This is a genomic window from Lysinibacillus sp. OL1 (genome assembly GCF_004332175.1).
GTDB lineage: Bacteria > Bacillota > Bacilli > Bacillales_A > Planococcaceae > Lysinibacillus > Lysinibacillus capsici.
Genome location: NZ_SJDS01000001.1, coordinates 245390 through 270638, shown reverse-complemented (window position 1 = coordinate 270638; position 25249 = coordinate 245390). Strand labels below are relative to the sequence as shown.

General features: G+C 39.2%; 26 protein-coding genes. 1 reads left to right on the top strand and 25 read right to left on the bottom strand.

Annotated features, from left to right (window positions below; genetic code table 11):
- Positions 1 to 2: 2 nt before the first annotated feature.
- The 24 genes from aroC to prsW all read right to left on the bottom strand — a co-directional run bounded on the left by aroC (position 3) and on the right by prsW (position 22650).
- Entirely contained in the window at positions 3 to 1184 is a 1182-nt protein-coding gene (gene aroC, locus EW028_RS01400) for a chorismate synthase (RefSeq protein WP_131519666.1), read from the bottom strand.
- A gap of 281 nt (positions 1185 to 1465) precedes the next feature.
- A complete protein-coding gene (locus EW028_RS01395; RefSeq protein WP_131519665.1) occupies positions 1466 to 2239 on the bottom strand; it encodes a CheR family methyltransferase in 774 nt (257 codons plus the stop codon).
- Between the two features lie 84 nt (positions 2240 to 2323).
- Positions 2324 to 2554 (bottom strand): hypothetical protein, encoded by a 231-nt coding sequence (locus EW028_RS01390; RefSeq protein WP_131519664.1) that lies wholly within the window; start codon positions 2552 to 2554, stop codon positions 2324 to 2326.
- A 125-nt stretch (positions 2555 to 2679) separates the two neighbouring features.
- Positions 2680 to 4305 (bottom strand): long-chain fatty acid--CoA ligase, encoded by a 1626-nt coding sequence (locus tag EW028_RS01385; RefSeq protein WP_131519663.1) that lies wholly within the window; start codon positions 4303 to 4305, stop codon positions 2680 to 2682.
- A 70-nt stretch (positions 4306 to 4375) separates the two neighbouring features.
- Positions 4376 to 5143: a 3-hydroxyacyl-CoA dehydrogenase gene (locus tag EW028_RS01380; RefSeq protein WP_131519662.1), complete on the bottom strand. Its 768-nt coding sequence runs from the start codon at positions 5141 to 5143 to the stop codon at positions 4376 to 4378.
- Between the two features lie 15 nt (positions 5144 to 5158).
- Positions 5159 to 6307 (bottom strand): thiolase family protein, encoded by a 1149-nt coding sequence (locus tag EW028_RS01375; protein ID WP_131519661.1) that lies wholly within the window; start codon positions 6305 to 6307, stop codon positions 5159 to 5161.
- A 227-nt stretch (positions 6308 to 6534) separates the two neighbouring features.
- Positions 6535 to 6951, bottom strand: coding sequence for a nucleoside-diphosphate kinase (ndk, locus tag EW028_RS01370; RefSeq protein ID WP_131519660.1), 417 nt, complete (start codon positions 6949 to 6951; stop codon positions 6535 to 6537).
- An 86-nt stretch (positions 6952 to 7037) separates the two neighbouring features.
- Positions 7038 to 8012 carry a heptaprenyl diphosphate synthase component II gene (hepT, locus tag EW028_RS01365; RefSeq protein WP_054550708.1) on the bottom strand — a complete coding sequence of 325 codons (975 nt, stop codon included), beginning with the start codon at positions 8010 to 8012 and terminating at the stop codon, positions 7038 to 7040.
- A gap of 19 nt (positions 8013 to 8031) precedes the next feature.
- Complete coding sequence (locus tag EW028_RS01360; RefSeq protein ID WP_004232623.1) at positions 8032 to 8736, bottom strand: demethylmenaquinone methyltransferase; 705 nt, start codon at positions 8734 to 8736, stop codon at positions 8032 to 8034.
- A 15-nt stretch (positions 8737 to 8751) separates the two neighbouring features.
- Entirely contained in the window at positions 8752 to 9519 is a 768-nt protein-coding gene (locus EW028_RS01355; RefSeq protein WP_131519659.1) for a heptaprenyl diphosphate synthase component 1, read from the bottom strand.
- Between the two features lie 263 nt (positions 9520 to 9782).
- On the bottom strand, positions 9783 to 10001 hold the full coding sequence (gene mtrB / locus EW028_RS01350) for a trp RNA-binding attenuation protein MtrB (protein ID WP_004232621.1): 219 nt from the start codon (positions 9999 to 10001) through the stop codon (positions 9783 to 9785).
- A 62-nt stretch (positions 10002 to 10063) separates the two neighbouring features.
- A complete protein-coding gene (gene folE / locus EW028_RS01345; protein ID WP_131519658.1) occupies positions 10064 to 10633 on the bottom strand; it encodes a GTP cyclohydrolase I FolE in 570 nt (189 codons plus the stop codon).
- A gap of 219 nt (positions 10634 to 10852) precedes the next feature.
- Positions 10853 to 11125: an HU family DNA-binding protein gene (locus EW028_RS01340; RefSeq protein ID WP_004232618.1), complete on the bottom strand. Its 273-nt coding sequence runs from the start codon at positions 11123 to 11125 to the stop codon at positions 10853 to 10855.
- A 198-nt stretch (positions 11126 to 11323) separates the two neighbouring features.
- Entirely contained in the window at positions 11324 to 12802 is a 1479-nt protein-coding gene (gene spoIVA, locus EW028_RS01335) for a stage IV sporulation protein A (RefSeq protein WP_048389809.1), read from the bottom strand.
- 92 nt (positions 12803 to 12894) lie between these two features.
- Positions 12895 to 13677: a hypothetical protein gene (locus EW028_RS01330; protein WP_054550706.1), complete on the bottom strand. Its 783-nt coding sequence runs from the start codon at positions 13675 to 13677 to the stop codon at positions 12895 to 12897.
- A gap of 22 nt (positions 13678 to 13699) precedes the next feature.
- Positions 13700 to 13912: a DUF2768 domain-containing protein gene (locus EW028_RS01325; protein WP_004232605.1), complete on the bottom strand. Its 213-nt coding sequence runs from the start codon at positions 13910 to 13912 to the stop codon at positions 13700 to 13702.
- 223 nt (positions 13913 to 14135) lie between these two features.
- Complete coding sequence (locus EW028_RS01320) at positions 14136 to 15152, bottom strand: NAD(P)H-dependent glycerol-3-phosphate dehydrogenase (RefSeq protein ID WP_016993349.1); 1017 nt, start codon at positions 15150 to 15152, stop codon at positions 14136 to 14138.
- A 110-nt stretch (positions 15153 to 15262) separates the two neighbouring features.
- Complete coding sequence (der, locus tag EW028_RS01315) at positions 15263 to 16573, bottom strand: ribosome biogenesis GTPase Der (protein ID WP_103117717.1); 1311 nt, start codon at positions 16571 to 16573, stop codon at positions 15263 to 15265.
- A gap of 404 nt (positions 16574 to 16977) precedes the next feature.
- Positions 16978 to 18114 carry a 30S ribosomal protein S1 gene (gene rpsA / locus EW028_RS01310; RefSeq protein ID WP_112117659.1) on the bottom strand — a complete coding sequence of 379 codons (1137 nt, stop codon included), beginning with the start codon at positions 18112 to 18114 and terminating at the stop codon, positions 16978 to 16980.
- 102 nt (positions 18115 to 18216) lie between these two features.
- Positions 18217 to 18891 carry a (d)CMP kinase gene (gene cmk, locus EW028_RS01305; protein ID WP_048389802.1) on the bottom strand — a complete coding sequence of 225 codons (675 nt, stop codon included), beginning with the start codon at positions 18889 to 18891 and terminating at the stop codon, positions 18217 to 18219.
- 95 nt (positions 18892 to 18986) lie between these two features.
- Positions 18987 to 19646: a flagellar brake protein gene (locus EW028_RS01300; RefSeq protein ID WP_066037612.1), complete on the bottom strand. Its 660-nt coding sequence runs from the start codon at positions 19644 to 19646 to the stop codon at positions 18987 to 18989.
- A gap of 114 nt (positions 19647 to 19760) precedes the next feature.
- On the bottom strand, positions 19761 to 21044 hold the full coding sequence (locus EW028_RS01295; protein ID WP_048389800.1) for a PepSY1/2 domain-containing protein: 1284 nt from the start codon (positions 21042 to 21044) through the stop codon (positions 19761 to 19763).
- Positions 21045 to 21059: 15 nt separating this feature from the next.
- Positions 21060 to 21875: a spore cortex-lytic enzyme gene (gene sleB, locus EW028_RS01290; RefSeq protein ID WP_048389795.1), complete on the bottom strand. Its 816-nt coding sequence runs from the start codon at positions 21873 to 21875 to the stop codon at positions 21060 to 21062.
- A 100-nt stretch (positions 21876 to 21975) separates the two neighbouring features.
- Complete coding sequence (gene prsW / locus EW028_RS01285) at positions 21976 to 22650, bottom strand: glutamic-type intramembrane protease PrsW (protein ID WP_004232588.1); 675 nt, start codon at positions 22648 to 22650, stop codon at positions 21976 to 21978.
- Between the two features lie 84 nt (positions 22651 to 22734).
- Here prsW and EW028_RS01280 point away from each other — a divergent pair, with 84 nt between their 5' ends.
- Positions 22735 to 23703, top strand: coding sequence for an asparaginase (locus EW028_RS01280; protein ID WP_066037611.1), 969 nt, complete (start codon positions 22735 to 22737; stop codon positions 23701 to 23703).
- Here the strand turns inward: EW028_RS01280 and EW028_RS01275 are convergent.
- Positions 23683 to 25248, bottom strand: coding sequence for an aminotransferase class V-fold PLP-dependent enzyme (locus EW028_RS01275; protein ID WP_103119058.1), 1566 nt, complete (start codon positions 25246 to 25248; stop codon positions 23683 to 23685). The genes EW028_RS01280 and EW028_RS01275 overlap by 21 nt on opposite strands.
- Position 25249 lies beyond the last annotated feature (1 nt).

The following is a 25249-nucleotide window of genomic DNA, read 5'->3' as shown; positions in this document are numbered from 1 at the left end:
ACTTAGAACCCCTTTGTATATTGACGATGCTCGTCAATTTGAGCTTGTAATTGTGGTAGTTGATCACTATGGAATTGCTCTAAAATTGCATTCGCTATTTCCCAGGCAATAACATGTTCTGCAACTACAGACGCTGCTGGTACTGCACAGCTATCAGAGCGCTCAACACTCGCTTTAAACGGCTCTTTTGTTTCAATATCTACACTTTGTAATGGTTTATATAAAGTAGGAATTGGCTTCATCACACCACGTACAACAATTGGCATACCTGTTGACATACCGCCTTCTAAACCACCAAGTCGATTGGTTGCACGAGTATAACCTTCTTCTTCAGACCAGATGATTTCATCGTGTACTTCAGAACCTTTTCGACGTGCCATTTCAAAGCCAAGTCCAAACTCTACTCCTTTAAATGCATTAATAGATAGCATAGCAGCAGCAAGCTTTGCATCCAGCTTACGATCATAATGTACATAAGAACCTACACCTGCTGGCATGCCTTCTACAATGACTTCTACAACACCACCGATCGAATCGCCGGCCTTTTTCGCTTCATCAATTGCCTCAACCATTTTCGCAGAGGCGATTGGATCTACACAGTAGCAAGCATCCGCTTCGACAATTGCACGAATTTCTTCTGTTGTTTTTCCTTCTATTAAAGAAGTATCGGCTTTAATTCCCACTATCTCTGTAACATGCGCAACAATGGAAATGCCTAGTTCATTAAGTAACGCCTTTGCCACAGACCCAACTGCTACTCGTACAGTTGTTTCACGCGCAGAGGAGCGCTCTAATACATTCCTTAAATCGCGGTGACCATATTTCATGCCTCCAACTAAATCTGCATGACCTGGACGAGGACGTGAGATTTGACGCTTGATATCTTCAGGATTGATATCATCAGCTAATGGCTCTGCTCCCATAATTTTAGTCCAGTGCTTCCAGTCATCATTTGTGACAACGAGTGCAACAGGAGATCCAAGTGTCTGACCATGACGAACACCAGCTACAATCTCCACTGTATCTGTTTCGATTTGCATGCGGCGCCCACGTCCATGACCTCCTTGGCGACGTTTTAAATCGTGATTAATTTTTTCTGCTGTAATGGGTAAGAGTGACGGTAAACCCTCAATAATTGTCGTTAATTGGGGTCCATGAGACTCACCTGCTGTTAAGTAACGCATAAACACTTTCTCCCTTCAACTCGCTAAAGTATGTATTTTTCACTATAACATATATTCTTTAAAAAAACAGTCCTTTTACGAATGTCTTTTAAGTAGTTACCATTTTCATAGGTCTAAATGTGAATATTCTGAATGAAAGTTATAAAAAACACCTAGCTAAATTTTATAAAAAATACGCCTTTGCTTATGATAAGCGAAAAGCGTATGAATTATCTATGTTTAATGCTTGGTCAACTTTATGTACAATTGTATCTTTTGTACAAAGCTTTTCATCCATATTATTAATTATTTTTACGATAGAAGAACGTGTCTTCTACATCAAATTCATAACGAGCTGGATTAAAAATTTGCTCTGTCGATCCAACAAATAAAACGCCATCCTTGCGCAATGCTTTACTAAAATTAGTATAAATTTGATCTTTCGCTTCCTCTGTAAAATAAATCATGACATTGCGGCAAACAATTAAATCATAATTGCTGTCATAAGCATCATTCAATAAATTATGTTTCTTAAAGGTTACACAACGCTTAATCTCATCCTTCACGCGATAGAAGGAGCCTTCTTGTTCAAAATACTTTGCTTTAATATCACTTGGGACCTCGGCTAAAGAGCGTTCAGGGTAGACACCTAACTTCGCCTTTTGTATCACATTCTCATCTAAATCAGTGGCAATAATTTGAATTTGAGATAAAGGCACCAATTGAGATAATACCATTACTAAAGAATATGGTTCTTCTCCTGTCGAACAAGCCGCACTCCAAATTTTTAAACGCTTATTAGTTTGTAAAAGTTTCGGAAATATTTTCTTTTGTAATACTTCCCAGCGCTTTCCATTGCGATAAAATTCAGAAACATTGATCGTCATACGATCTAAGAATTCATTCATTAAATCACGATCTTGTTCGAGTGCCTTTAGAAAGTCTACAAAATTACGATAGCCCTTTTTCTCATAAAGAGAGGTTAATCGTCTTTTCATTTGCGCTTCTTTATATAACGCTAAATCTATTCCTGTTTTGCGCTTAATACCTTCTATAAACTGTTCATAATCAGACATATGGTCATCTTCCCCTCTAGCGTCGTATTACCATTATAGCGGAAAAGTCCCAATCCTGAAATAGTCTTTCTCATGTATGCAAATCTACTTTCTTACGTTTTGTTTTTCCTCTAAAAGTAATATTTTCGACTGTTCTAATTCAAGTCTCATTTTTTCTGTTTCAATCGTATAAGTTTCTAACCTAAGCTTTTCTAATTCTACTTCTTTTTCAACAGCCTTCAGTTTTATTTTTTGTTGTCTAGTACGAGCGTCTGTAAAAATTCCAGCTAGAGAAATAATGACGCCCCCAATTATCGCTACAATGGCAATTGACAATCCGTTCACTTCCTTTCGTTATTTTGATTATACGGCAAAATGGAAAAAATAGTTTCATTTTTCAGGAATTTATTCCAATAAAAAATGAAGGTAGTTTTTCACCACCCTCATTCTATCCATTATCGTTAGACTTGTATGCGATACTCTTTTAAATCTTCTCGTAATTTAGCCTTCAAGAATTTACCTACAGACGTTTTTGGTACCTCGTCAATGAAGACAATATCATCAGGAACCCATGATTTATGGAATTGGTGCTGTAGACTCTCTAGTAACTCTTCTTTTGTAATCGTACCCTTAAACTCTGGCTTTGCTACGACACAAGCTAATGGTCGCTCCAACCACTTTTCATGTGGAATGGCAATAACAGCCGCCTCAAAGACCTTTGGATGGGACATTAATGCATTTTCAAGCTCTACTGAAGAAATCCATTCGCCACCACTCTTAATTAAATCCTTTGTACGGTCGGTAATTTTAATATAGCCATCTGTTGTCATCACAGCAATATCGCCTGTATAGAGCCAGCCGTCTTTAAAGGCCTCTTCCGTTCGTTCATCCTGATAATACTCATTAGCAATCCAAGGTCCTCTAATCGTAAGCTCTCCCATCGTTTTGCCATCCCAAGGCACTTCACCATTTTCATTGACAATCCTTGTATCAATAAGTGGCATCGTCATACCTTGTGTAATCCGAACATTCATTTTTTCATCAGCCGTGTAGTCCTGCATATGTGTTAAATACGTGGATAGGCTTACAAGAGGTGAGGTTTCCGTCATACCGTAACCTGTCATGTACGGGATATTAAGTTCTTGCTCAAAGCCTCGGACAAGACCAATTGGTGAAGCAGAACCTCCACAAACAATTAATCGCATAGACGATAGGTCACGAGGATTTTGACGCTGCTCCTGTAGAACGCCCAGCCATATAGTCGGTACACCTGCTGTCAATGTAACTTTATATACATCAAATAATTCTAGCAATAGCTGTGGTGTAAACATAGGTCCCGGTAAGACCTGTGTAGAACCAAATGCTACACTGGCAAATGGTAATCCCCATGCATTCGCATGGAACATTGGGACAACAGGTAACACCACATCCGACTCACAAATTGCAATACTGTCAGCGAGACCAGCTGTTAAACTATGAAGTACAATACTGCGATGTGTATAGACTACTCCCTTTGGCATGCCCGTCGTTGCACTTGTATAGCACATGCCTGCAGGTGTATTTTCATCTAAATCTTCTGGGAATGTGAAATGTTCATCTGCCTCCGCAAGTAGCGATTCATAGGAAAGAGCATTTGGAATCGGTAAAGTTTCTACTGCAACAGCATCACCCATAATGATATAATGCTTTACCGTTTTCAGCTGAGAGACGATAGGTGCAATTAGTGGCACCAGATTATCATCTATTAATAATATTTCATCCTCGGCATGATTGATGACATAGGCAATATGCTCAGGGGATAATCGAATATTAATCATATGCAATACTGCTCCTGCACATGGTACAGCAAAATAGGCTTCCAAATGGCGATGGTGATTCCAAGCAAATGTGCCCACCTTCATTCCTCGATCCATCCCTAGTTTCGTCAAAGCATCGGCTAATCGGCGAGTCCGTTTGACATATTCTTTATACGTAAATTCGTGAATAGTAGTGGCACTTGTTCGAGAATAGATTTTCTTTGAGTGAAAAAATCGTTCTGCACGATTCAAAAAACTTGTTAATAATAAAGGTGTATCCATCATATGCATGATACCGCTTCCCTTCATCTACGATTTTAGAAACAATCAAAACAAAAACTATTTGAACTAGATTTTGCCGTTACCTCGGTTGCATGCGAATGGCACCATCTAGTCGAATGACCTCTCCATTTAACAAGCCATTGTGGATAATACTTTCAACCAAAAGAGCATATTCCGAAGGTTTACCAAGTCGTTTAGGGAATGGTGTCATTTGAGCAAGAGCTGTTCGTGCAGGCTCAGGTAACGAAGCAAACATTGGTGTTTCAATTAATCCTGGCGCTATGGTCATCACTCGGACACCGATTTCCGCAAGCTCTCTTGCAATTGGCAACGTCATGGCTGCTACGCCACCTTTTGACGCGCTATAAGCAGCTTGTCCGATTTGCCCATCAAATGCAGCCACAGACGCGGTATTAATAATGACGCCACGCTGTCCATCCTCATTTGGCTCATTATGTTGCATTTTTTCTGCCACTAGACGGATGACATTAAACGTGCCAACTAAATTAACAGCAATCACTTTTTCAAATAACGCAAGGGCGTGTATACCACGCTTCGAAATAACTTTACTCGCATCTGCAATGCCAGCACAGTTCACTGCAACATTGATCTTGCCAAAAGCTGCATTAGCCTGCTCAAGGCCAGTCGCCACCTCCTCTTCCTTTGTGACGTCTACTCGTGCATAAAGGACATTTTGACCTAATTCTTCCACTAGAGCTTGTCCACGCTCATCATTGACATCAAAAATAATTGCTTTGCCACCCTGTCCTATTAATTTCCGAACGGTTGCCTCTCCTAAACCAGAGGCACCCCCTGTTACGACTGCCACCACTTCATGTTCCTTCATCAGACATATCCCCTTTTACATTTTTTCAATAATCGTGGCATTGGCCATTCCCATTCCCTCACAAATCGCCAACAAGCCGTAACGATAATTCTCTCGCTCCATTCGATAAAGCATAGTCGTTAACAATTTCGTACCTGTTGCCCCTAATGGATGTCCCAGTGCAATGGCTCCACCATCAGGATTGAGCTTCTGTGGGTCTCCTCCTATTTCATGCAGCCATACGAGCGGCACAGGTGCAAAGGCTTCATTTACCTCATATGTGTCGATATCCTCAATGTTGAGGCCTGACCGTTCTAATGCTTTTCTAGTAGCTTCTATTGGCCCTGTCAGCATTAATGTCGGATCAGAGCCCACAACCACTCTTGTCACAATTTTAGCGAGTGGTTGAATGCCTAGTTCTCTCGCTTTATCCAATGCCATTACGACTACAGCTGAGGCCCCATCACTCATTTGGCTCGCATTGCCCGCAGTAATCGCGCCATTCTCTTGAAAGACAGTTTTTAATCCATTTAAAATGTCAACGGTAGTTTCTGCACGAGGACCCTCATCTACCGCAAATGTTGTCACTGAGCCATCCTCTTGTGGAACTTGAATGGGTAGTATTTCAGCTTGGAAATGACCCGCTCTAATGGCGGAAATCGCCCGTTGATGGCTTTGATAAGCATAGCTATTTAGCTGTTCTTTCGATAAAGACCATTGGGAAGCGATTTTCTCTGCTGATAATCCTTGATGGATAATATCATATCTTTCCTGTAAGCGGTTACTAGCATGGGCATGTTGCATGTTTGAGCCCATTGGTACTCTTGACATACTTTCTACCCCACCAGCAATGACAATGTCCATATCCCCCGCTAAAATTGCCTGTGCTGCGAAGTGCACGGCTTGTTGGCTTGAACCACACTGACGATCAATGGTTACACCTGGCACACTCTCTGGGAAACCAGCCATTAATAAAGAGGTCCTCGCAATATTTGCCCCTTGTTCAGCTGTTTGCGTCACACACCCCAAAATGACATCGTCTACTTGTTCCTTACCAATGCCTGCACGCTTTACAACCTCCTGTAATATATCAGCTGCTAACTCATCTGCTCGAACTTGACTTAATGCGCCCTTACTTCTTCCTATAGCAGTTCTCACTGCTGCTACAATCACCACTTCTCTCATGTCCATAACCCCTTTTCCTCGTCATCCTCTTAGTTTATTGACGAGTCTACTCAACTATTCCTCACTTAATTATCAGAATATTACATTATTTATTGTACATGACTAAGAAGTTTTTAACAATTCTATATGTTTCTAGTAAGAGATTATTCGTCGGAATGATCCCTCCCCTTTTTTTGCGCAATAAAAAAGCAATCTCAAAAAATTGAGATTGCTTGATCTATTCGAAATTAAACTAACTCTTCACCGAAGAATAAGCCGATTTCGCGCTCTGCAGAAGCAAGAGAGTCAGAACCGTGGATGATGTTGTGAGAAACAGTTGTTGCGTAGTCTCCACGGATTGTACCTGGGTTAGATTCTTCAGGTTTCGTTGCACCCATCATTGTACGTGCAAGCTTGATTACGTTCTCGCCTTCCCATACCATAGCGAATACAGGACCAGAAGTGATGAAATCAACTAATTCACCAAAGAATGGACGCTCAGCATGCTCAGCATAGTGCTTTTCTGCTAATTCTTTAGGAATTACCATTAATTTAGCACCTTTCATTACAAAACCGCGACGTTCGAAACGATCAACGATATCTCCAATTACTTGACGTTCAACGCCGTCAGGCTTAACCATTAAAAAAGTTTGTTCAATTGCCATGTTTAAAACACTCCTTAAATTCGTCTAACAGGTTTTACACCTACCGATAAATATTAACAAAAAATGAGCTTTTGTACAACAAAAAGCTAGAATTTGCGCTTACCCATGAACAATGCTACATCACGTAATTTTTTCTTAACGGGATGTTTTGGTAAAGCATCAATTTCCTGTAAGGCTTTTTTCAAATATTTATCACTCATACGATTAGCTTGCTCAATTGCATGAGATTTACGCACATATTGCAACATATTTTGACGTTCCGATTCTGTTAATGTGCCTGCAAACACTTTAACTAAGTATGGTTGCATCTCCGGGTCATCTTTCAATAATAAAATCGGTAAAGTAATATTGCCCTGTAGTAAGTCACTACCTGCTGGCTTCCCTAGTTCTTTATCGGTTGCCATAATATCTAAAACATCATCAATAATTTGGAAGCTCATGCCTACAAAGTAGCCGAAGCGCTTTAAATGCCGAACTGTTTTAGCATCAACCCCCGCTGCCACAGCTCCTAGCTCACAGCTTGAGGAAATAAGTAATGCTGTTTTGCGTTTGATTCTTCTAAAATAATCTTTTAAACCTTGATCTAATCTAAATTTATCTTCAATTTGAATGACTTCACCGTTACAAATCTCCACCATCGTACGGGCTAAAATTTGATGAACAAGTGGGTCTTCTAACTTTGTTATATATTCCAGCGCACGTGCGAAAATAAAATCGCCTGTGTACATTGCTACCCTGTTATTCCACTGTGATTTGACAGTCGGGCGCCCTCTTCGCATATTGGAGTCGTCAATGACATCATCATGTACAAGCGATGCCATATGAATGAGTTCTAAAGGTACTGCTACATCCTTCATCTTCTCAATGTCATAATCACCAAATTTTGCGCCTAGTAACACAAAAATTGGTCTTATCCGTTTGCCACCAGCTTGTAATAAATGGAGAGAAGCATCGTTGATCAAATATGAAGACGAGTCCACCGCTTTTTCTAACTCTTGTTCAATGATTTCGATATCTGATTTCAAATCGGAATAGAGTAGTTTTAACTTCATCTTTTCCACGTGTGAAAACCTTCCCCCATTAACGTATCTTTTTAAAGCCCATATGCATTGCCGCAGCCCCGCCACTGTATGCTTTGTACGTTACTTTTTCTAATCCTGCCTGCTCAAACAATGCCGCTAACCTTTTCATACCTGGGAAATCATTCGCAGATTCCTGAAGCCAAGAATACTCCTTATAGCTTTTCGCAAATATTTTACCAAATATCGGCATTATATATTTAAAATAAAAACGGAACAGCTGACGATAACCAGGAATTTCAGATTGAGATGTTTCTAAACAAACCACCATTCCACCTGGTTTAACAACACGATGCATTTCCTTCAAAACTTGTAAATAATCAGGTACATTGCGAAGACCAAAGCCGATTGTCACATAATCAAACGTATCATCTGGAAAAGGCAACTCCATCGCATTTCCATGAACTAGTTCAATTTGTGGGTATGGCTCTACCTTTTTTTCGCCAACTTTCAGCATGTTTTGACTAAAGTCTAGCCCTTTTACTTCTCCACTTTCACCAACAGCCTCTGCCAATGCAATTGTCCAGTCTGCAGTGCCGCAGCATACATCAAGTGCTTTTGATCCAGGTTTTACAGCCATGTGCTTCATCGTATCGTTACGCCAGCCAACATGCATCTGGAAACTAATTACACCATTCATTTTATCGTAGTTTTCCGAAATACTTTCAAATACTTCGTGAACGTGCTCTTCTTTCGTTTTAGCCATTTTGAAAAACCTCTCTTATCCGTTAGTAGAAGCAATGGATGCCTCTACATGTGCATGTAAAGCTTGTTTGATATCACTTTGTAAAAAGGATGCCTGATTAATGAGCTGTGATAGCTCTGTTTTTAAATGCACAATTTTCCCTTGGATGACGCTATTAAAGGTTGCGCCATTACGTCTGACACTTTCTTCTAGTGCCTTACCCATTAAAGACATTTGCCCACGTTGATAAGCTGTCCATTCTTTTTCTAAACGTAAGATTAATAAGCTTTTTTCTATAAGTGGTATATATTCACCGAAAGAATAAAGATCAAAAAATTGAGCAATTAACCCGGATTCTATCGTACTCATCGACGTATACCACTGTTCCATTGTTCGTTGTTTATTTTCATAAACCTTAATTTGGTTTTCACATCGTGCCACAATACCTTGTGACAAATTTCGAATCAATGCAACATTTCCTGACATTGCTAATATTTCATAATAACGACCACTATAAAAATCCCCAGCTAAAACGGTAAGCTGCTGTTCTTTTGATGTTGCGTCTAATTCTTTTATATGATCGTGAGCCGCTAATGCTGCGTATACTATGCCAACAGTAATTGCAGCCTCTTGTTGCTCTTGTTGCCATTCTTCACCATTCAAAAACGGGATTAACAAATAAAACAGTTGATTTTCATCTAGCACAGGTACACCTGTGTATTTTTGCAAAGTTCTATGACGAACATCCATGAAAATCTCTGTTTTTAACTGTGCAATTGAATTTTGAATGTATGTTGCATTCATAGACCTTACTCCATTTCACTTTCAGATACGTTAGCCCTATACAAGGCCAAACGCTTGCTTACTGAGTCATTATAGCATACGCAACGATGCGGAATAAAAAAAATTTGCTTTCTTCATAGCACAGGCAGTAAAGCTCTCCCATAATTGAATGTTGGAATGCTAACTGCCCATAGACCTTATACTAAGTTTTTCACATCTAGTGTTTTTATATGTGCTGTAGAACGTTGAACAGCATTAAAACCTATCGTCAGAAACAAAATTTCTTATTTTTTCGCTTCGCTATTGATCACGCCATGTGCTGTATGAATTTGCGCTTTACCGCGTATTTTCATGGCAGACGTGTGTTCTGTAAATTGAGCAATCATTACTTCGCCGGCATCTAATTTCTCTGAATGATGGAATTTCGTATCAGTTCCACGTGTTAATCCAATGACATGTACACCATCTTCTTCTGCTTGAATAACAATATAATCTTGTGACATCTTTGTACACTCCTTAAATCCGACAAATTCTTAGTTCATCATAACATAATTAGACACGCAATTTAAGACATTTGAATAAATGATAGTACTTCTCTACGTTTCACTTCATCTTCCTCATAAATACCGCGTGCAACAGATGTCACCGTTTTAGAACCAGGTTTTTTTAATCCACGCATTGTCATACACATATGCTCAGCCTCGATCACAACATAAACACCTTTTGGCGAAAGCATCTCCATAATTGTGTCCGCTACTGAAGAGGTAATACGCTCTTGTAGTTGTGGTCTGCGAGCAATCGTCTCCACTGCACGTCCTAACTTACTCAGTCCAGCAACAACGCCGTCATTTGGTATGTATGCAACATGTGCTTTGCCATAGAAAGGTACTAGATGATGCTCACACATCGAATAAAAAGGTATATCTTTGACAAGCACTAGTTCTTCATGATCCTCATGAAATACCGTTTTAAAATAATCTTTAGCATCCTCATGCAAGCCGCTGAACATTTCGGCATACATTTTTGCTACACGCTTGGGCGTTTCCAATAAACCTTCACGATTTACATCTTCACCTACCGCTTCTAAAATCATTTTTACCGCTTCTTCTATTTTTAATAAATCAATATTCGACATCAAAAAACCCTCCTGCATATCAAAACATTACACATTTCCCTATGCATCGTAGCACATCCAAAAGGTAAGCGCAAAATGACTTACCTGATTCATCAGAAATTCGCTTCTAGATAAGAAAATCACTGTATATTATTATGTAAAATTCAAATTTGAAGTTAAAAAGAGCAGCCTTCATGTTCGTTAACATGAAGACTGCTCTATGTAACTACTAGACGTGTATTATTTTACCGCGTCTTTAAGCGCTTTACCTGGTTTGAAAGCAGGCACCTTGCTAGCAGCGATTTCGATTTCTTTACCAGTTTGTGGGTTACGACCTTTACGAGCCGCACGTTCACGTACTTCAAAGTTACCAAAACCAATTAATTGTACTTTGTCACCCTTTGCAAGAGCATCTTGAATTGTATCAAATACAGCTTCAACTGCTTTAGAAGCGTCTTTTTTAGAAAGACCTGCAGCTTCAGCAACAGAGTTTACTAATTCTGTTTTATTCACACCATTCACCTCCTCTCAAAGGGTCATGAACCAATTCTGTAAAAAGAGTAACACATAGAAAACCGCTACGCAACTGTATTCATACATGATTATAACCAAAAAATCAGTTTTTCACCCAAAAAACAAAAATAAAAGGACTTTTCGCATAAAAACGAAAAGCCCTGCGTATATTTTTTGCATTTTTTCTGAATTTTATCACTATAAAATAAATGTTACTAAACCACGATCTCCTTCGTTAACCATACGTTCAATCGTCTGACGCATACGTTTTTTGGCAGTAGATGGAACTGCATCCATTTTATAACGAATTCCCTCTTTTAATACTTCATGCAATGGTGTGCCAAATAATTGTGTATTCCATAAGGCATCACGATCATGTAAATAAGCATGATTTAAATCTTTTAGAAGTTGCTGACTATGGAACTCTGAGCCAATTAACGGTGCAAATTCTGACTCCATATCAACTCGGATAATATGATAGGATGGCGCTTTTGCCTTCATTCGTACGCCGAAGAAATTATTCTGTTTAATGAGCTCTGGGGCTGTTGGCTCAAATTCCTGCATCATTGGCAATGTCACGCCATAGCCTGTCGTATCAGCATCGTGAATAGCACTTTTAAAGCGTTTTTGGGCCTCTTTTGCCTCTGCCGCCTCTTTGATAAAGAGTAACCAATCTTTTTTCGTTTCAATTGGTTCTTCTAGCCATTCATTACAAACTGATTTATACAATTCACCCTGTAGGGATACCCGAATTACAGCTGTTCCTACACCTGCATCTACATGAACAACTTCACTTTGGTCAATAAAGTCAATGGCTTTAAAGGCATCTGACGCCTGTTGCACATCTCGAATTTTCATAACAGAAGAAAGGACTTCCTCCATCGAATCAATCAATGCAACATTTAATGGATGTGTAGCATCTAATACATCCAGCCAGTCTGGTTTTTCTACCTCAATGGTACGAATTGGGAATTCAAATAACGCCTCTTGTAAAATATATTGAATATCCGTTTCTCTCATTTGATCAATGGACATCGCAATAACAGGGACATTGTAACGTTCAAACAATTCATTGCGAAGCTGAACCGTTTCTTCTCTCGCAGGCATTTGGCAATTGAGTAAGATGACAAATGGTTTGCCGATGTCTTTTAATTGCTCTACAATTTCCTCTTCTGCCTTCTCTGCTGCTCGTCGACTGATTCCGTTCACTGTACCATCAGTCGTTACGACAATACCAATATTCGCATGATCGCGAATCACCTTATCTGTGCCAATTTTAGCGGCTTCCTGAAATGGAATTGGCTCCGTATGCCAAGGCGTATGAACAAATTTTGGTCCATTTTCATCCTCATAGCCTTTTGTCCCATCGATAATATAACCAACACAATCTGCTAATCGAATTTGGAATGGCATTTCATCTTCACCGACCACAATACGGGTTGCTTGGGCAGGCACAAACTTCGGCTCAGCAGTCATAATGACTGGCCCCGGAGAACTTTGTGGCAACTCATCTTGTGCTCGCATTCTTTCCGTTTCATCCACAATGTTTGGTAACACGACTGATTCCATTACCTTTTTTACAAATGTTGATTTACCTACACGTACTGGACCGACAACACCAATATAAACATCGCCATTTGTGCGCTCTGCAATTTCTCTAAATACTGCTTCACTCAAGGTTTCTGCCTCCTTTATCTACGCTTTTTCACTATATGCGAGCCTGTAGACAAATATGAAAAAGCCCCTCACAAATGTAAGGAGCTTGTTTGCTATTTCTCTTTTTTCTCGGCGGCTTCTGCCTCTTGTTTTTGTAATTCTTTCGCTTTTTTGACATCCGCATTATACGTTTTCATATCATAGATAGGCTCTCCATTCTCGTCAACTGTATATGGAATAGAATAGGCAGGCACCACTGGAAATTTGTCGACAAGCAGTTGGCGAATATCATCACCTGGCTTTACATTCGGCTTATCCTCTTTTAAAAGCTGGCCTAAATCCACAGCATAGTCTACATGTAATTCACCATCACCAGTCATGAAAAGCGGTAACTCGACGCCAGAATAGGGACTTTTTACAGTTACCTCTGTTTTATAACCCAAATCTTTATAGTTGATCTGATAAACATTATCTGAAATTGACCCTTTTATTGGTAAATACTGTGTAGATAGTTTACGAATACCTATTTCACGTATACGCTCAGCCGCGTTTAAATCTACTAATTTGACCGATGCCTCATTTTCAGGGTCCCAAATGATATATTGATATATACCACCTTTTTCATAGGCATTTCCAGGAATTGTCGTCAAATACTTCGGCATAAGTTTTTCAAAATCGATTAAATATTTGATATAGATATCCGTATCTAGCTCGCTATTTTTAATTGGTACTAGTCCACCTGTTGCTTCACGGTATTCATCCACAGCACGTTGAACTGCCGCTAGTTGATCGACATCAGGCGTGACCTTAGCCCTTTTTTCTTCTTCTGGGTACGCACATCCTACTAACAGTATGGCGGTTGCAAATACCAACAGCAAAGCACTTAGTTTTTTCATGTTACTGACACCTCATTATTATTTATGCTGGCCAAGTGGCAACTACAAGTACCATTAAAAATGTGCCAAGTCCAAACAGTATGTATGCACATAAATTTACGACTGTTCGTAAAAATACATTTGAAATCTTATTTCGCGCTAAATAAATTAAGCCGACTGATATAATCATAAATGCGATGCAATAAAACGACACCCACATTACATCAAGCGCAGGCATATGAGCTAACGGGCCCATTTCAAAAAACCACCTTTCTTTGAATGTCAAGACACAATCAAAGTATATTATACTATGTGCTTTTGCTAAAAAGAAATAGTTGTCCCATAACTATCAAGAAATGGACAACTCTTTTAGCATGTATTTCTATTCAACTAGTGGCACACAATAAGGCGTCTCAACAGATTCGTTGAGACACCTTATTTATGTCCATTTAATGACAAGTCTAATCAAAAAATTAATATTAATGCTTCATATCGTCTATTTCTCGTTTTTTCATACGCATCATTAAGGCATCTACTGCCACTTTCGGTTCAACATCATTAAATAGCACACTATAGAGCTCTGTGGAAATCGGCATGGCGACATCATATTTCTCTGCTAATTGATAGGCTGCCTTCGTGGTACGGACACCTTCTACGACCATGCCCATTTGATCCAGCACTTCTTGTAGCTTCATACCTTGCCCTAACATATTACCTGCACGCCAGTTTCGCGAGTGGACACTTGTACAGGTTACAATTAAGTCCCCCATACCTGTAAGCCCTGAGAACGTAAATGGATTACCACCCATTTTTACACCTAACCGTGAAATTTCTGCAAGACCTCGCGTAATAAGTGCCGCTTTTGCATTGTCTCCATAATTTAAGCCATCAGTAATACCTGCCGCTAAAGCGATAACGTTTTTCAACGCTCCTCCTATTTCTACACCAATGATATCCTCATTTGTATAGACGCGGAAGAACTGATTCATAAATAAATCCTGTACCTTTTCAGCAGCATCAATATTAGCACAAGCTGCAGTAACCGTTGTAGGATGATGCAGTACCACTTCTTCTGCATGACTTGGCCCAGAAAGAACAACAATTTCTTCCACATACATTGCTGGTAAGCTTTCTGCTAAAATCTCAGATATTCGTTTTAATGAGTCAGGCTCAATTCCTTTCGAAACATGGACAAACAACACTTTTTTTGTTAATTCAGCCGTTAGTTTCTCGCATACTTCACGAATCGCTTTTGTTGGAACAGCCACAACAATGGTTTCTGCATGAGTAGCTACCTGCGCCATATCACTCGTCGCATGTAAATTTACAGGTAGAATGGTTTCTGGTAAATATTTTTTATTCGTATGCAGTTGATTGATTTCTTCTGCCTGCTCAGCTCTATGTGTCCATACAAGCGTATCATGTCCATTTTCCGCTAGTACCATTGCCAGTGCAGTACCCCATGAGCCTGCCCCTAACACACAAACTTTTTCCATAACAAAATCCTCCCTTTGTTGGGTTGTCTATAAAGTAAGTTCTTTCTTGTAAAAAGACGCCACCCAACAATAATGTCGGGTTGGCGTATTGTATGTCTATAGCTATTGCCTTAAGCACGCGCACGTGTAATTAAACGGATTGGCGTCCCTTCAAAGTCAAATGTTTCGCGGATGCGATTTTCTAAGAAGCGTTCGTATGAAAAATGCATAAGCTCAGGTTCATTCACAAAAACAACGAATGTTGGTGGCTTAATCGCTACCTGAGTAGCATAGTAAATACGTAAACGACGACCTTTATCTGTCGGTGCTGGATTACGAGCCACTGAGTCCTCAATCACTTCATTTAAAATAGAGGACTGAATACGCATCGCATGATTCTCGCTGACACGTTGGATAATCGGTAAAATTTGATGCACACGCTGTTTTGTATTCGCCGATACAAAAATAATTGGGGCATAATCTAAAAATAGGAAATGCTCACGAATTTGGTGTGTAAAGACATTCATTGTTTTTTCATCTTTTTCAATGGCATCCCATTTATTCACAACAATGATCACAGCTTTTCCAGCCTCATGTGCATAGCCAGCGATTTTTTTATCTTGCTCCTGAATACCTTCTTCTGCATTCAGCACTACTAAAACAACGTCTGAGCGTTCAATAGCACGTAGCGCACGTAACACAGAATATTTCTCGGTTGTTTCATAGATCTTTCCTTTTTTACGCATACCCGCCGTATCAATAATGACATATTCCTGTCCATCATATGCATAAGGCGTATCAATCGCATCACGTGTTGTCCCTGCAATATTACTAACAATAACACGTTCCTGCCCTAGGAAAGCATTCACTAAAGAGGATTTCCCAACATTCGGGCGACCAATTAAAGAGAATTTAATGACATCATCACCGTATTGTTCTTCATCTTCTTTCGGGAAATGTTTCGCACATTCGTCCAATAAATCCCCTAAACCTAAACCGTGGGAACCTGAAATAGGCCAAGGTTCACCGAAGCCAAGGGCATAAAAATCATAAATCATTTCACGCATATCAGGATTATCAATTTTATTGACCGCTAATACGACTGGTTTTTTTGTTTTGTATAGAATTTTAGCAACTTGCTCATCTGCTGCCGTTACCCCTTCACGACCATTTGTCATGAAAATAATAACGTCTGCTTCATCAATAGCGATTTCAGCTTGTTGACGAATTTGTTCTAAAAACGGCTCGTCTCCAATTTCAATGCCACCTGTATCAATAATATTAAAATCGTGTGTTAACCACTCTGCCGAACTATAAATACGGTCACGTGTTACGCCTGGGATATCCTCCACAATCGAAACACGTTCTCCAACGATACGATTAAAAATCGTCGACTTACCTACGTTCGGACGACCTACGATGGCTACTACTGGTTTCGTCATCTGTACTTCATCCTTCCAACTTCTTGTCTTTCGCTATTATACACGAAAAATGCCATTATATCATATCATATCCATAATGTAGAACGCTATGTATGGTGATAAAAGGTGTTACCTCATTTTTTTAAGCGCTCTATCAGATGTTATAAAGGTTCTATCGCCTTTTTAATTCCTATCCTTTATTTTGAGAATCTTATCCGCTACTTTTAGAGTTTTATCCTTCAATTCAAAGATTTTATCCTCTTCTTATTTGCTATCCTTCACTTCTGAAATCTTATCCGCTACTTTTAAAGTTGTATCCTGCAATTCAAAGATTTTATCCACTCCTCAATCGCTATCCTTCACTTTCAAAATCCTATCAACCATAAAAATAGCGAGGATACAATTATGCATCCTCGCTTTATACATTATTTAAAGTTTTTTAGTTTATCGCCAATCACATCACCGAATGAGAAGCCTGTATTCTCTTCAGGTAATTCATAGTCGATTACTTCTTCTGCTTCAGGATTTTCTAATAATTCTTTAATACTAAGAGCTAGACGGCCTTCGTCAGCGTTGACTTCAAGAACCTTTACCTGTACTTCTTGTCCCTCTTTTAGTGCTTCATGAGGGGTGTTAATGTGCTTATGCGCAATTTGCGATATATGCACTAAACCTTCAACGCCTGGGAATACTTCCACAAATGCGCCAAATGAAGTAAGTCGCTTCACTCTACCGTCTAAAATAGTGCCTTTAGCGGCACGTTCTTCAATATTAGACCATGGTCCAGGAATTGTTTCCTTAATAGATAAAGAAATACGTTCATTTTCTGGGTCCACTGATAGAACTTTTACTTTTACATCTTGTCCTTCAGCTAAAACCTCACTCACATCACTCACATGCTCATGTGATACTTGCGAGATGTGTACAAGACCATCAATACCACCTAGGTCGATAAATGCACCAAATGACGCGAGACGCTGTACTTTACCATCCAATACATCGCCAGCTTTTATTTGATTAATCACATTTTTCTTTTGTGAAGCTTTCTCTGCTTCAACCACTGCTCGGTGAGATAAAATAAGGCGATTCTTATCCTTATCAAGCTCAACAATTTTAAAGCTTAATGTTTGCCCTTTATAGCCTTCAAAATCATCAACAAAATAGTCCTCTACAAGCGATGCTGGTACAAAGCCACGTACACCTAAATCTACGACAAGACCACCTTTAACAATATCCTTTACTTCCGCTTCAAAGATTTCCTCAGCGGCAAATTGCTGCTCCAGTGTATCCCATGCTTTTAGAGCATCCACTTTACGTTTTGATAGGACAAAGTTTTCTTCTTCAACCTTTGTAATCATCAATTCTAATTCATCTCCAACTGAGATGACATCAGACGCTTTCTCAATGTGTAAGCTTGATAATTCACTAATCGGTACAATACCATCAAACGGAGCACCTGGAATTGATACAGATACTGCCTTTTCATCAACTTGCGCGGCAATGCCTTTGACGATATCACCCTCGTTAAACGTTTGTTCTGCATAGTTCATTTCTTCAGACATATGTAACCCTCCTTCGCATCTTCCCTTACTATTTTATTCGATATTGAAGACAAAGACAAAAATAAATCCTTTAAATTCTAAAAATGTCTGAAATTTTAGGATTTATAGCATTTTTTCTTCTGCTAATTTTAAAATAGCTTGTGCTGCATCATCAATGGACAATGCTGTTGTATCTAAAAAAATCGCATCTTCAGCTTGAATCAGTGGCGATGCTTCACGCTCACTATCCTTTTTATCACGTAGCGCTATTTCTTCCTGAAGTTTTTCAAGAGAGGACTCAATTCCTCTTTTTTGATTATCAATCAAGCGTCGTCTAGCACGCTCCTCTACTGTTGCAGACATGAAAACCTTTAGTTCTGCATCCTTTAAGACATGTGTAGCAATATCGCGGCCATCCATGACAACACCGCCATTAGCTGCAAGTTTTTGCTGTTGAGCAACTAATAGCTCACGAACCTTTGCATGGGCAGCTACTTGTGAGACTGATGAAGTGACCTCATTAGAGCGTATTTCCGCTGACACATTGTGACCATCTAAAAAAACAAGCTGTCCCTGAGGTGATGGTTTTAATTCAATTGTGCTTACTTCAAGCATCTCTGCTAATTTTGCTTCATCATCTAAATGTATGTTTTGTTGCATCGCTTTATACGTAACTGCTCGATACATTGCCCCTGTGTCAATGTAAGTAAAGCCAAGTGCTTCAGCAACAATTTTCGCGATTGTACTTTTGCCAGCACCAGCAGGCCCGTCTATCGCAATTTGAATGTTTTTCTTCATATTCTTCCCTACTTTCTGCACCTCTTATTGTATCATATAACCTCAAAAAAGCCCTCTACTAGGAGAGGGCTTCATCAAAATATTCATAAAGGATTTTAAACATTAAAAGGGTTCATTTCTTTACGTCGATTGACTAATTGACGTTCAAAGCAAAAACGGACAATATGCTGTTGATCGACATCATCTGTATCTGTTAGTTGGATTGTTGCAATGCGTTTATCCTCTTTTTCAAAAATACGTACGATCAGCGCTTCCGTAATGACATACTTGACATCTCCATTTGCAAATGGCAATACAATAGTTAGTTTTACTTCATCACCCTCAGTAAAAGCTACTTGACCTTTCAACATGACTGCTAGGCCTCCTGCACTAATATCCACAGTCACAAGCTGATATTTATAATCTTTCAACTGAATAGCAACGTCTACTTGTGTCTCCACACGAACGTATTCTCGTCGCTGAATTTTTATAAACTCCTCTGGTGTTGGGCAATGCAACATAATCATTGGGATATTACCTGCTTTACGGCCAACTACCTCTGTATTAAAGGCAAAGGATTGCTTATCCTCGGTACGAAAAGTTGCTCTAAATTCTGAGCCATCTATTAAAAATGCCGTTTTCTTTGTTACCATATTAACCGGATAATCAATATATAGAATATTATCTTTTTGCTCTACAACTTTACAGCGGAATTTCTCCAAACGCTCTGTATAAGTTGGTTCAAGTTGTAATTGTGTACCAATTTTTATTTCCATGAGCATCTCCCCGTGCGAAAAATATAGTTTAATTATCTCATGAGAAGCTTATTTTGGCTATAAAAATTGGTAGTATTTTCATGTCAAGTTGATACAGAGCGGAAGCATCATTGATTAAGTTAGATATTCCACTTTTAATACATTATGGTTTTCCGCATCAATAACAATTCTAAATGTTTCCTGCGTATTACCATCACGCAATGCAATGACCTCATAGCAAAGACGTTGCTCAAATTGTCCATTATCTGTGTAGATATTTTTTACCTCTTGTACTTGGATATCGTCTTGGAAGAACGTTTTCCAATCAATCGGCTTAGCTGTTTGCTTTTTAATATTTTCTTCTTGAATATATTCCATTGCATTTGCACCTAACAGCTCACCTGTATCTTTCGCCACTTTCAATTGAACACCATCAGCGTAGATTAACGCATTATCTCCAGGATGGACACGAGCAAATGTCACATGCCAAGCTTGATGATTTTCTCGTGATTCCACATAGGCTACATCTTTCATACCTAATTTCTTCACATATTCCTGCGCTTTTTTCATGATTTCCTCTTGTGATAACTTGGCTTCATCCACAGGACGTTCTACTAAATAGGATAATAAATGTCCACCCTTTTCTGTTAAATCAACATAGCCTAATCGAATCCCTTGGTGGAATTGGATATGATAAAAAGGATATGGTGCTGTATCACTACTTTTTGTAACTGTAAATGTAGCATCTTTAATGACTGGGAATAAGTATTTCACCTTCTCTAGTGCTTCTTTTTCGGTAATAACTGCATCCTGTAATGCCTTTAACTCAATTTTTTTCTGCCAATCAGATTCAGATAAAGTTAACGGGAAATCCTTTTCGCCGTAGCCCTTTAATGTATCTTTTACAGTATCAAATTGGCTATTTGGATTTTTATTATCTACTTGCTGTAGCCAAACATCCATTTTCCCATCATGCTTATAGAAATCGACGGTTGCAGCTGTCCATTCATCGGAAAGAGATTGTAAATTCGTTGAAACCTGGGGCATTTTTTCACGCCAAGCTTCATAATCCCCTGTTTTCGCTGTCCTTTTTGCTTCATCGCCAAGTCGCCCTAGATAGTTCATCCATTCACTTGATAGTTCTTGTCCTATTGGAATATTCGCAATTGAAGAACGAACTTCTGAGCTTAAACGCCAAACCGAATCTAGTTCATTGTGAATCGCCTGCTCGTCTTGAAACAACAGGGATTGTGATACTGAGCGTTGAAGATGGGAAAGTTTTTCAGATGCATCCGTTAACTTATCTGTATATTGTGCTAGCACGGTACGTTGTAAATCTTCTTTATCTCCATGTAAATCAATGCTGTATGCCCCTAACCCAATAACGGCAATCGTTAAGACCACGAGCCAAGTTTTCATCTAGGTTCCTCCTTTCTATGAACAGAAAATATGCTCTCCAATTTGTTTAATTTGTGGACGTGACCAAATCCATTTGCTCGTTGCAGTTTTTGGATTGAAATAATACAATGCATTTTCAGAAGGGTCCCAGCCGTTCATGGCATCAATAACCGCTTCTTTCGCTCGCTCATTTGGCTCAAGCCAAATTTGCCCATCTGCAACGGCCGTAAATGCTAACGGTTGGAAAATGATACCTGAAATAGTATTCGGGAAATCTGGGCTTTCCAAACGATTTAAAATAACTGCGGCAACCGCTACTTGTCCTTCATATGGTTCTCCCCTTGCCTCTCCATATACCGCATTCGCCATTAGCTGTAAATCACGCTCTGTATATTTGGGAGGAACTTGTGTCTGTGTTCCATTATTATTACTACTTCCACTACTATTGCTACTGCCACCACTAGTATTCTTTTTCACTTGCTGATCAAGTGGCTGCCCACCATAATAAGTAAATTGATTTCCTGCATTTAATTGAGCTTTCACCCATTTTTCGTCATAATCTGAATTGCCCGTTAACGCTTTCTTTGTCTTAGCGCCTGCAATTCCGTCTACTGGTAACCCATAATTTTCTTGGAAATTACGTAAAGCCCAGTATGTGTTGTAGCCAAATTTGCCATCAATTTTACTCTTATAAAAACCTAAGTATTGTAGCCTCGCTTGCAATTCAACGACATCATCTCCATAGGCACCCCGAGTAATTTGCTGATCGCTAAATGCATTCGCATCATTTTGAGGAATCGCAATTATACTAATTCCTAATATTAAAGCAAAAAGTATGCTTACTAAACGCACTTTTATCACTCCTTTTTTTTTATAGCTTGAAACAAAAGGAGTAATTTATACATGATAAAAAATGAAATAAAGCGTAGAAATCTTTGACGATTTCTACGCTTTATATTTTCTTTTGCATATGAAGATGCTGCACCAGATGATAATGTGCAAGCTTCACTTTACGCAAGCCAAACCACCATAAAAACAACATAAAAGGAATCATTAAATAAACCCAGTGACCTTTGAATGATAATATTGTATTGTATAGAATGTGAAGTACGACTGGTGCACAAAGCGCCATAGCAATCATCTCTTTTGTCTTAACAAGTTTCGAAAACTTAGCCCGTCCATAATAATAGCCCATTACGACACCGAACAAAGCATGACTCGATACTGGTAATAAGGCTCGCATAAATGCCGTGTCTAAGCCAAATGAAAGTAAATAAAGAACATTTTCAATCGTAGCAAAGCCAAGTGAAATGCTTGCCCCGTACAATATACCATCGTAAGGGTCATCAAATTCTATATGATTATAGATGGCAATTAATAGCACAAACCATTTAAAAAATTCTTCAATGACACTCGAAAATAGTACGTCTTGAAGATAAAGATATCGAAAAACCCCTTCCTCTGTTAATACATACTGTAAAAACATGATTGGGAACGTTAAAAATGCGCCGTATAAAAACGTTTGTAGTAAAGTTCTTCTTGGCTCCGTAGCCATCTGATTGCGCAAATAGAAATAACTAAAAAGCGCTAGACCGGGAGCAATGGCAGCAGATAATAAAATGATCATGATGCCGGCTCCTTTCAACAATAGACTGCTATTATTATACCATGTAATGACAAAAAAACTTTTTAAAAGGAGATTTATTTTTTTATGAAAAAAACAATTTTATTAATTCATACTGGCGGCACAATCTCCATGGCGATGAGTGCTGAAGGAGCGGTCATGCCTAATAAGGAAAATCCTCTAATGAAGGAAAGTAATAAACTGGCTTCACTAGCAAGCATTATCGAAATAGAAGCTTTTAACCTTCCTTCTCCACATATTACACCGAAAGAGATGCTTTTATTGCGTAACTTGATTTTGGAACAAATTGACGCACAGCCAATTGACGGTGTGGTCATCACCCACGGTACGGATACATTGGAAGAAACCGCCTATTTCTTAGAGCTAACTACGAACTTAGCCATTCCGATTGTGCTAACAGGAGCAATGCGTTCATCTAACGAACTTGGAGCAGATGGGATTTATAATTTAGTAGAGGCAGTCCGAGTAGCTGTTGATGAAGAAGCACGTGATAAAGGTGTGCTTGTTGTGATGAATGATGAGGTTCATCTTGCTGTAAATACAACAAAAACAAGCACAAGTTCTGTAAATACTTTCCAATCTCCACAATATGGACCGATTGGCCTTATTACAAAATCCAGAATCTTATTCCATCACGCACCAATTCGTCGACAATATGTAGATGTTAACAATTTAACTAAGCGTGTCGCAATGCTAAAAGTGTACGCTGGAATGGAAGAAGATTTATTGGATGTCGTGCTTGCATGTAAATATGATGGTGTTGTGCTAGAAGGACTAGGTCAAGGGAATGTCCCGCCATCTGTTGTAAAGGGAATTGAAAGCCTTATACAGCGAGACATCCCAGTTGTACTTGTTTCCCGCTGCTTTAATGGAATTGCAGAAGGTGTTTATGGCTATATGGGCGGCGGTAAAATGCTAGAAGACTTAGGCGCCATATTCGCCACAGGTATTAATGGTCAAAAGGCACGCTTAAAATTATTAATAGGCCTTAACACAACTGGCTCGCCTTTAAATTTAAAGGACTTTTTCTTGTAACGCTAAAGTCTCGATCACCTGTTCATAATAGCCCAGTATCTCGCTAAGTCGAGCCAAAGCTTCATCAAAATCTGGCTGTATCACAGAAAATTGAATGAAATTCTTTTGGCGTAAATACTGGCTTTCACCATGAACGAATAGCCCGTTTAATGCTAAATCAATAAGTAGGTTGGCATAATTATTAGGCAATTGAACAGTTATCAGCATCGGATATTGAGTAGTTGGATATTGAAATTGCATGATTGGTAGCTGCAGCAGTGATTGAAAGCGTTGCTGTAGCTGCTCATAACGTGCTGGATAGGCTTGCAATGCAGTCTCCACATTGCTCAGTAATACAGCAGGTAATGTAAATGGTATGACACCTTGCTGATAATTTGCTAAATCAAGATAAGCGGGTAGATTGGCAGATGGGGGTGCAAGTGATTGCGAAAATACAAATGCTAGCCCACTTAACGCACCAATGGCCTTACCACTCACAGCCGTAGCTAAATAGCAGTCCTGTAAAGAGAACGGCATGGCACCGAACGAACTAATACAATCTATACATAACTTTACATTGTATTGTTTAGCAAGCTTTTTAAGAATATCTAAGTTATTACAAGTTCCCGTGGAAGTCTCACCATGTACTGCCAACATCCACTGATAAGACCCCGTCTCAAGCTGTGAAGCCAGTTCTTTGTCATCAAATACTGTTCCCCATTCTTTTTCTACCACATCATAATGTAATGACCAACGAGCGGCTTGCTTCTGTAAACGTTCACCGAATTCTCCATTTGTGAGAATAAGCCCTTTTCCTAATTGCTGTGCCTTTAGTTGTGCAAGCATTACTTCATTTGCTAGCGTTCCCGTTCCTACGATTACACCAACATGATTGGACTTCGATAAATGCAGTAACCTCTTCTGCACTCGTTCATAAAGCGCATAAAAAGGTAATGAACGATGTGATAAATCTGAATGAGCAATTGTCTCTAATTGCCTCACCGGCCCAGGATAAAATGTAGAGGGTTCCGTCGTTAGTCTATGTTGTAATGATTGTTCAAATTCATGTCTAGTGAGCACCATCGGTAAAAACATCGCACCCTCTTCCCCGACAGCTGGTGCAAACTGCTTAAAACCCATCTGCTTATATAGTTTTTCCTCTCTCGTTGTACCTGAAATCACTGCAGCAGAATAGCCTTTTTCGTAGGCAAATGTAGTTAAGGCCTGAGTAAGCTTCAATAGAACTCGACCCGTTCGATAACCTTTCTTCACGGAAAGCAAACGAATTTCACAAAGCTTCTCACAATTTTCCTTCGATAAATACTGCTCGACCTTACCAATCTTTTCATCAATAGAAAATGGTCGTTGATCTCTAAACGCCACCATGCCAATTAATTCTGTTTGCTTATAAACAACGACATAGGTATTCTCCTGATGAAATCGATCTACTTTTTTTCGCGATGCATTTACCTCATGCTGAGGAATTTCTTCTACAAATGTTTCATAATTCAATCGAGCAATCGCCTCAAATTCTTCATTTGTCTTGGCAATTTTACACCAATACATT

What these genes read in the sequence shown, in the direction of transcription:
- aroC (WP_131519666.1), bottom strand. Translation starts at nt 1,184, where the DNA reads ATGCGTTACTTAACAGCAGGTGAGTCTCATGGACCCCAATTAACGACA.
- EW028_RS01395 (WP_131519665.1), bottom strand. Translation starts at nt 2,239, where the DNA reads ATGTCTGATTATGAACAGTTTATAGAAGGTATTAAGCGCAAAACAGGA.
- EW028_RS01385 (WP_131519663.1), bottom strand. Translation starts at nt 4,305, where the DNA reads ATGCATATGATGGATACACCTTTATTATTAACAAGTTTTTTGAATCGT.
- EW028_RS01380 (WP_131519662.1), bottom strand. Translation starts at nt 5,143, where the DNA reads ATGAAGGAACATGAAGTGGTGGCAGTCGTAACAGGGGGTGCCTCTGGT.
- EW028_RS01375 (WP_131519661.1), bottom strand. Translation starts at nt 6,307, where the DNA reads ATGAGAGAAGTGGTGATTGTAGCAGCAGTGAGAACTGCTATAGGAAGA.
- ndk (WP_131519660.1), bottom strand. Translation starts at nt 6,951, where the DNA reads ATGGCAATTGAACAAACTTTTTTAATGGTTAAGCCTGACGGCGTTGAA.
- EW028_RS01360 (WP_004232623.1), bottom strand. Translation starts at nt 8,736, where the DNA reads ATGGCTAAAACGAAAGAAGAGCACGTTCACGAAGTATTTGAAAGTATT.
- EW028_RS01355 (WP_131519659.1), bottom strand. Translation starts at nt 9,519, where the DNA reads ATGAATGCAACATACATTCAAAATTCAATTGCACAGTTAAAAACAGAG.
- mtrB (WP_004232621.1), bottom strand. Translation starts at nt 10,001, where the DNA reads ATGTCACAAGATTATATTGTTATTCAAGCAGAAGAAGATGGTGTACAT.
- folE (WP_131519658.1), bottom strand. Translation starts at nt 10,633, where the DNA reads ATGTCGAATATTGATTTATTAAAAATAGAAGAAGCGGTAAAAATGATT.
- EW028_RS01330 (WP_054550706.1), bottom strand. Translation starts at nt 13,677, where the DNA reads ATGAAAAAACTAAGTGCTTTGCTGTTGGTATTTGCAACCGCCATACTG.
- EW028_RS01325 (WP_004232605.1), bottom strand. Translation starts at nt 13,912, where the DNA reads ATGGGCCCGTTAGCTCATATGCCTGCGCTTGATGTAATGTGGGTGTCG.
- EW028_RS01320 (WP_016993349.1), bottom strand. Translation starts at nt 15,152, where the DNA reads ATGGAAAAAGTTTGTGTGTTAGGGGCAGGCTCATGGGGTACTGCACTG.
- der (WP_103117717.1), bottom strand. Translation starts at nt 16,573, where the DNA reads ATGACGAAACCAGTAGTAGCCATCGTAGGTCGTCCGAACGTAGGTAAG.
- rpsA (WP_112117659.1), bottom strand. Translation starts at nt 18,114, where the DNA reads ATGTCTGAAGAAATGAACTATGCAGAACAAACGTTTAACGAGGGTGAT.
- cmk (WP_048389802.1), bottom strand. Translation starts at nt 18,891, where the DNA reads ATGAAGAAAAACATTCAAATTGCGATAGACGGGCCTGCTGGTGCTGGC.
- EW028_RS01300 (WP_066037612.1), bottom strand. Translation starts at nt 19,646, where the DNA reads ATGGAAATAAAAATTGGTACACAATTACAACTTGAACCAACTTATACA.
- EW028_RS01295 (WP_048389800.1), bottom strand. Translation starts at nt 21,044, where the DNA reads ATGAAAACTTGGCTCGTGGTCTTAACGATTGCCGTTATTGGGTTAGGG.
- prsW (WP_004232588.1), bottom strand. Translation starts at nt 22,650, where the DNA reads ATGATCATTTTATTATCTGCTGCCATTGCTCCCGGTCTAGCGCTTTTT.
- EW028_RS01280 (WP_066037611.1), top strand. Translation starts at nt 22,735, where the DNA reads ATGAAAAAAACAATTTTATTAATTCATACTGGCGGCACAATCTCCATG.
- EW028_RS01275 (WP_103119058.1), bottom strand. Translation starts at nt 25,248, where the DNA reads ATGTATTGGTGTAAAATTGCCAAGACAAATGAAGAATTTGAGGCGATT.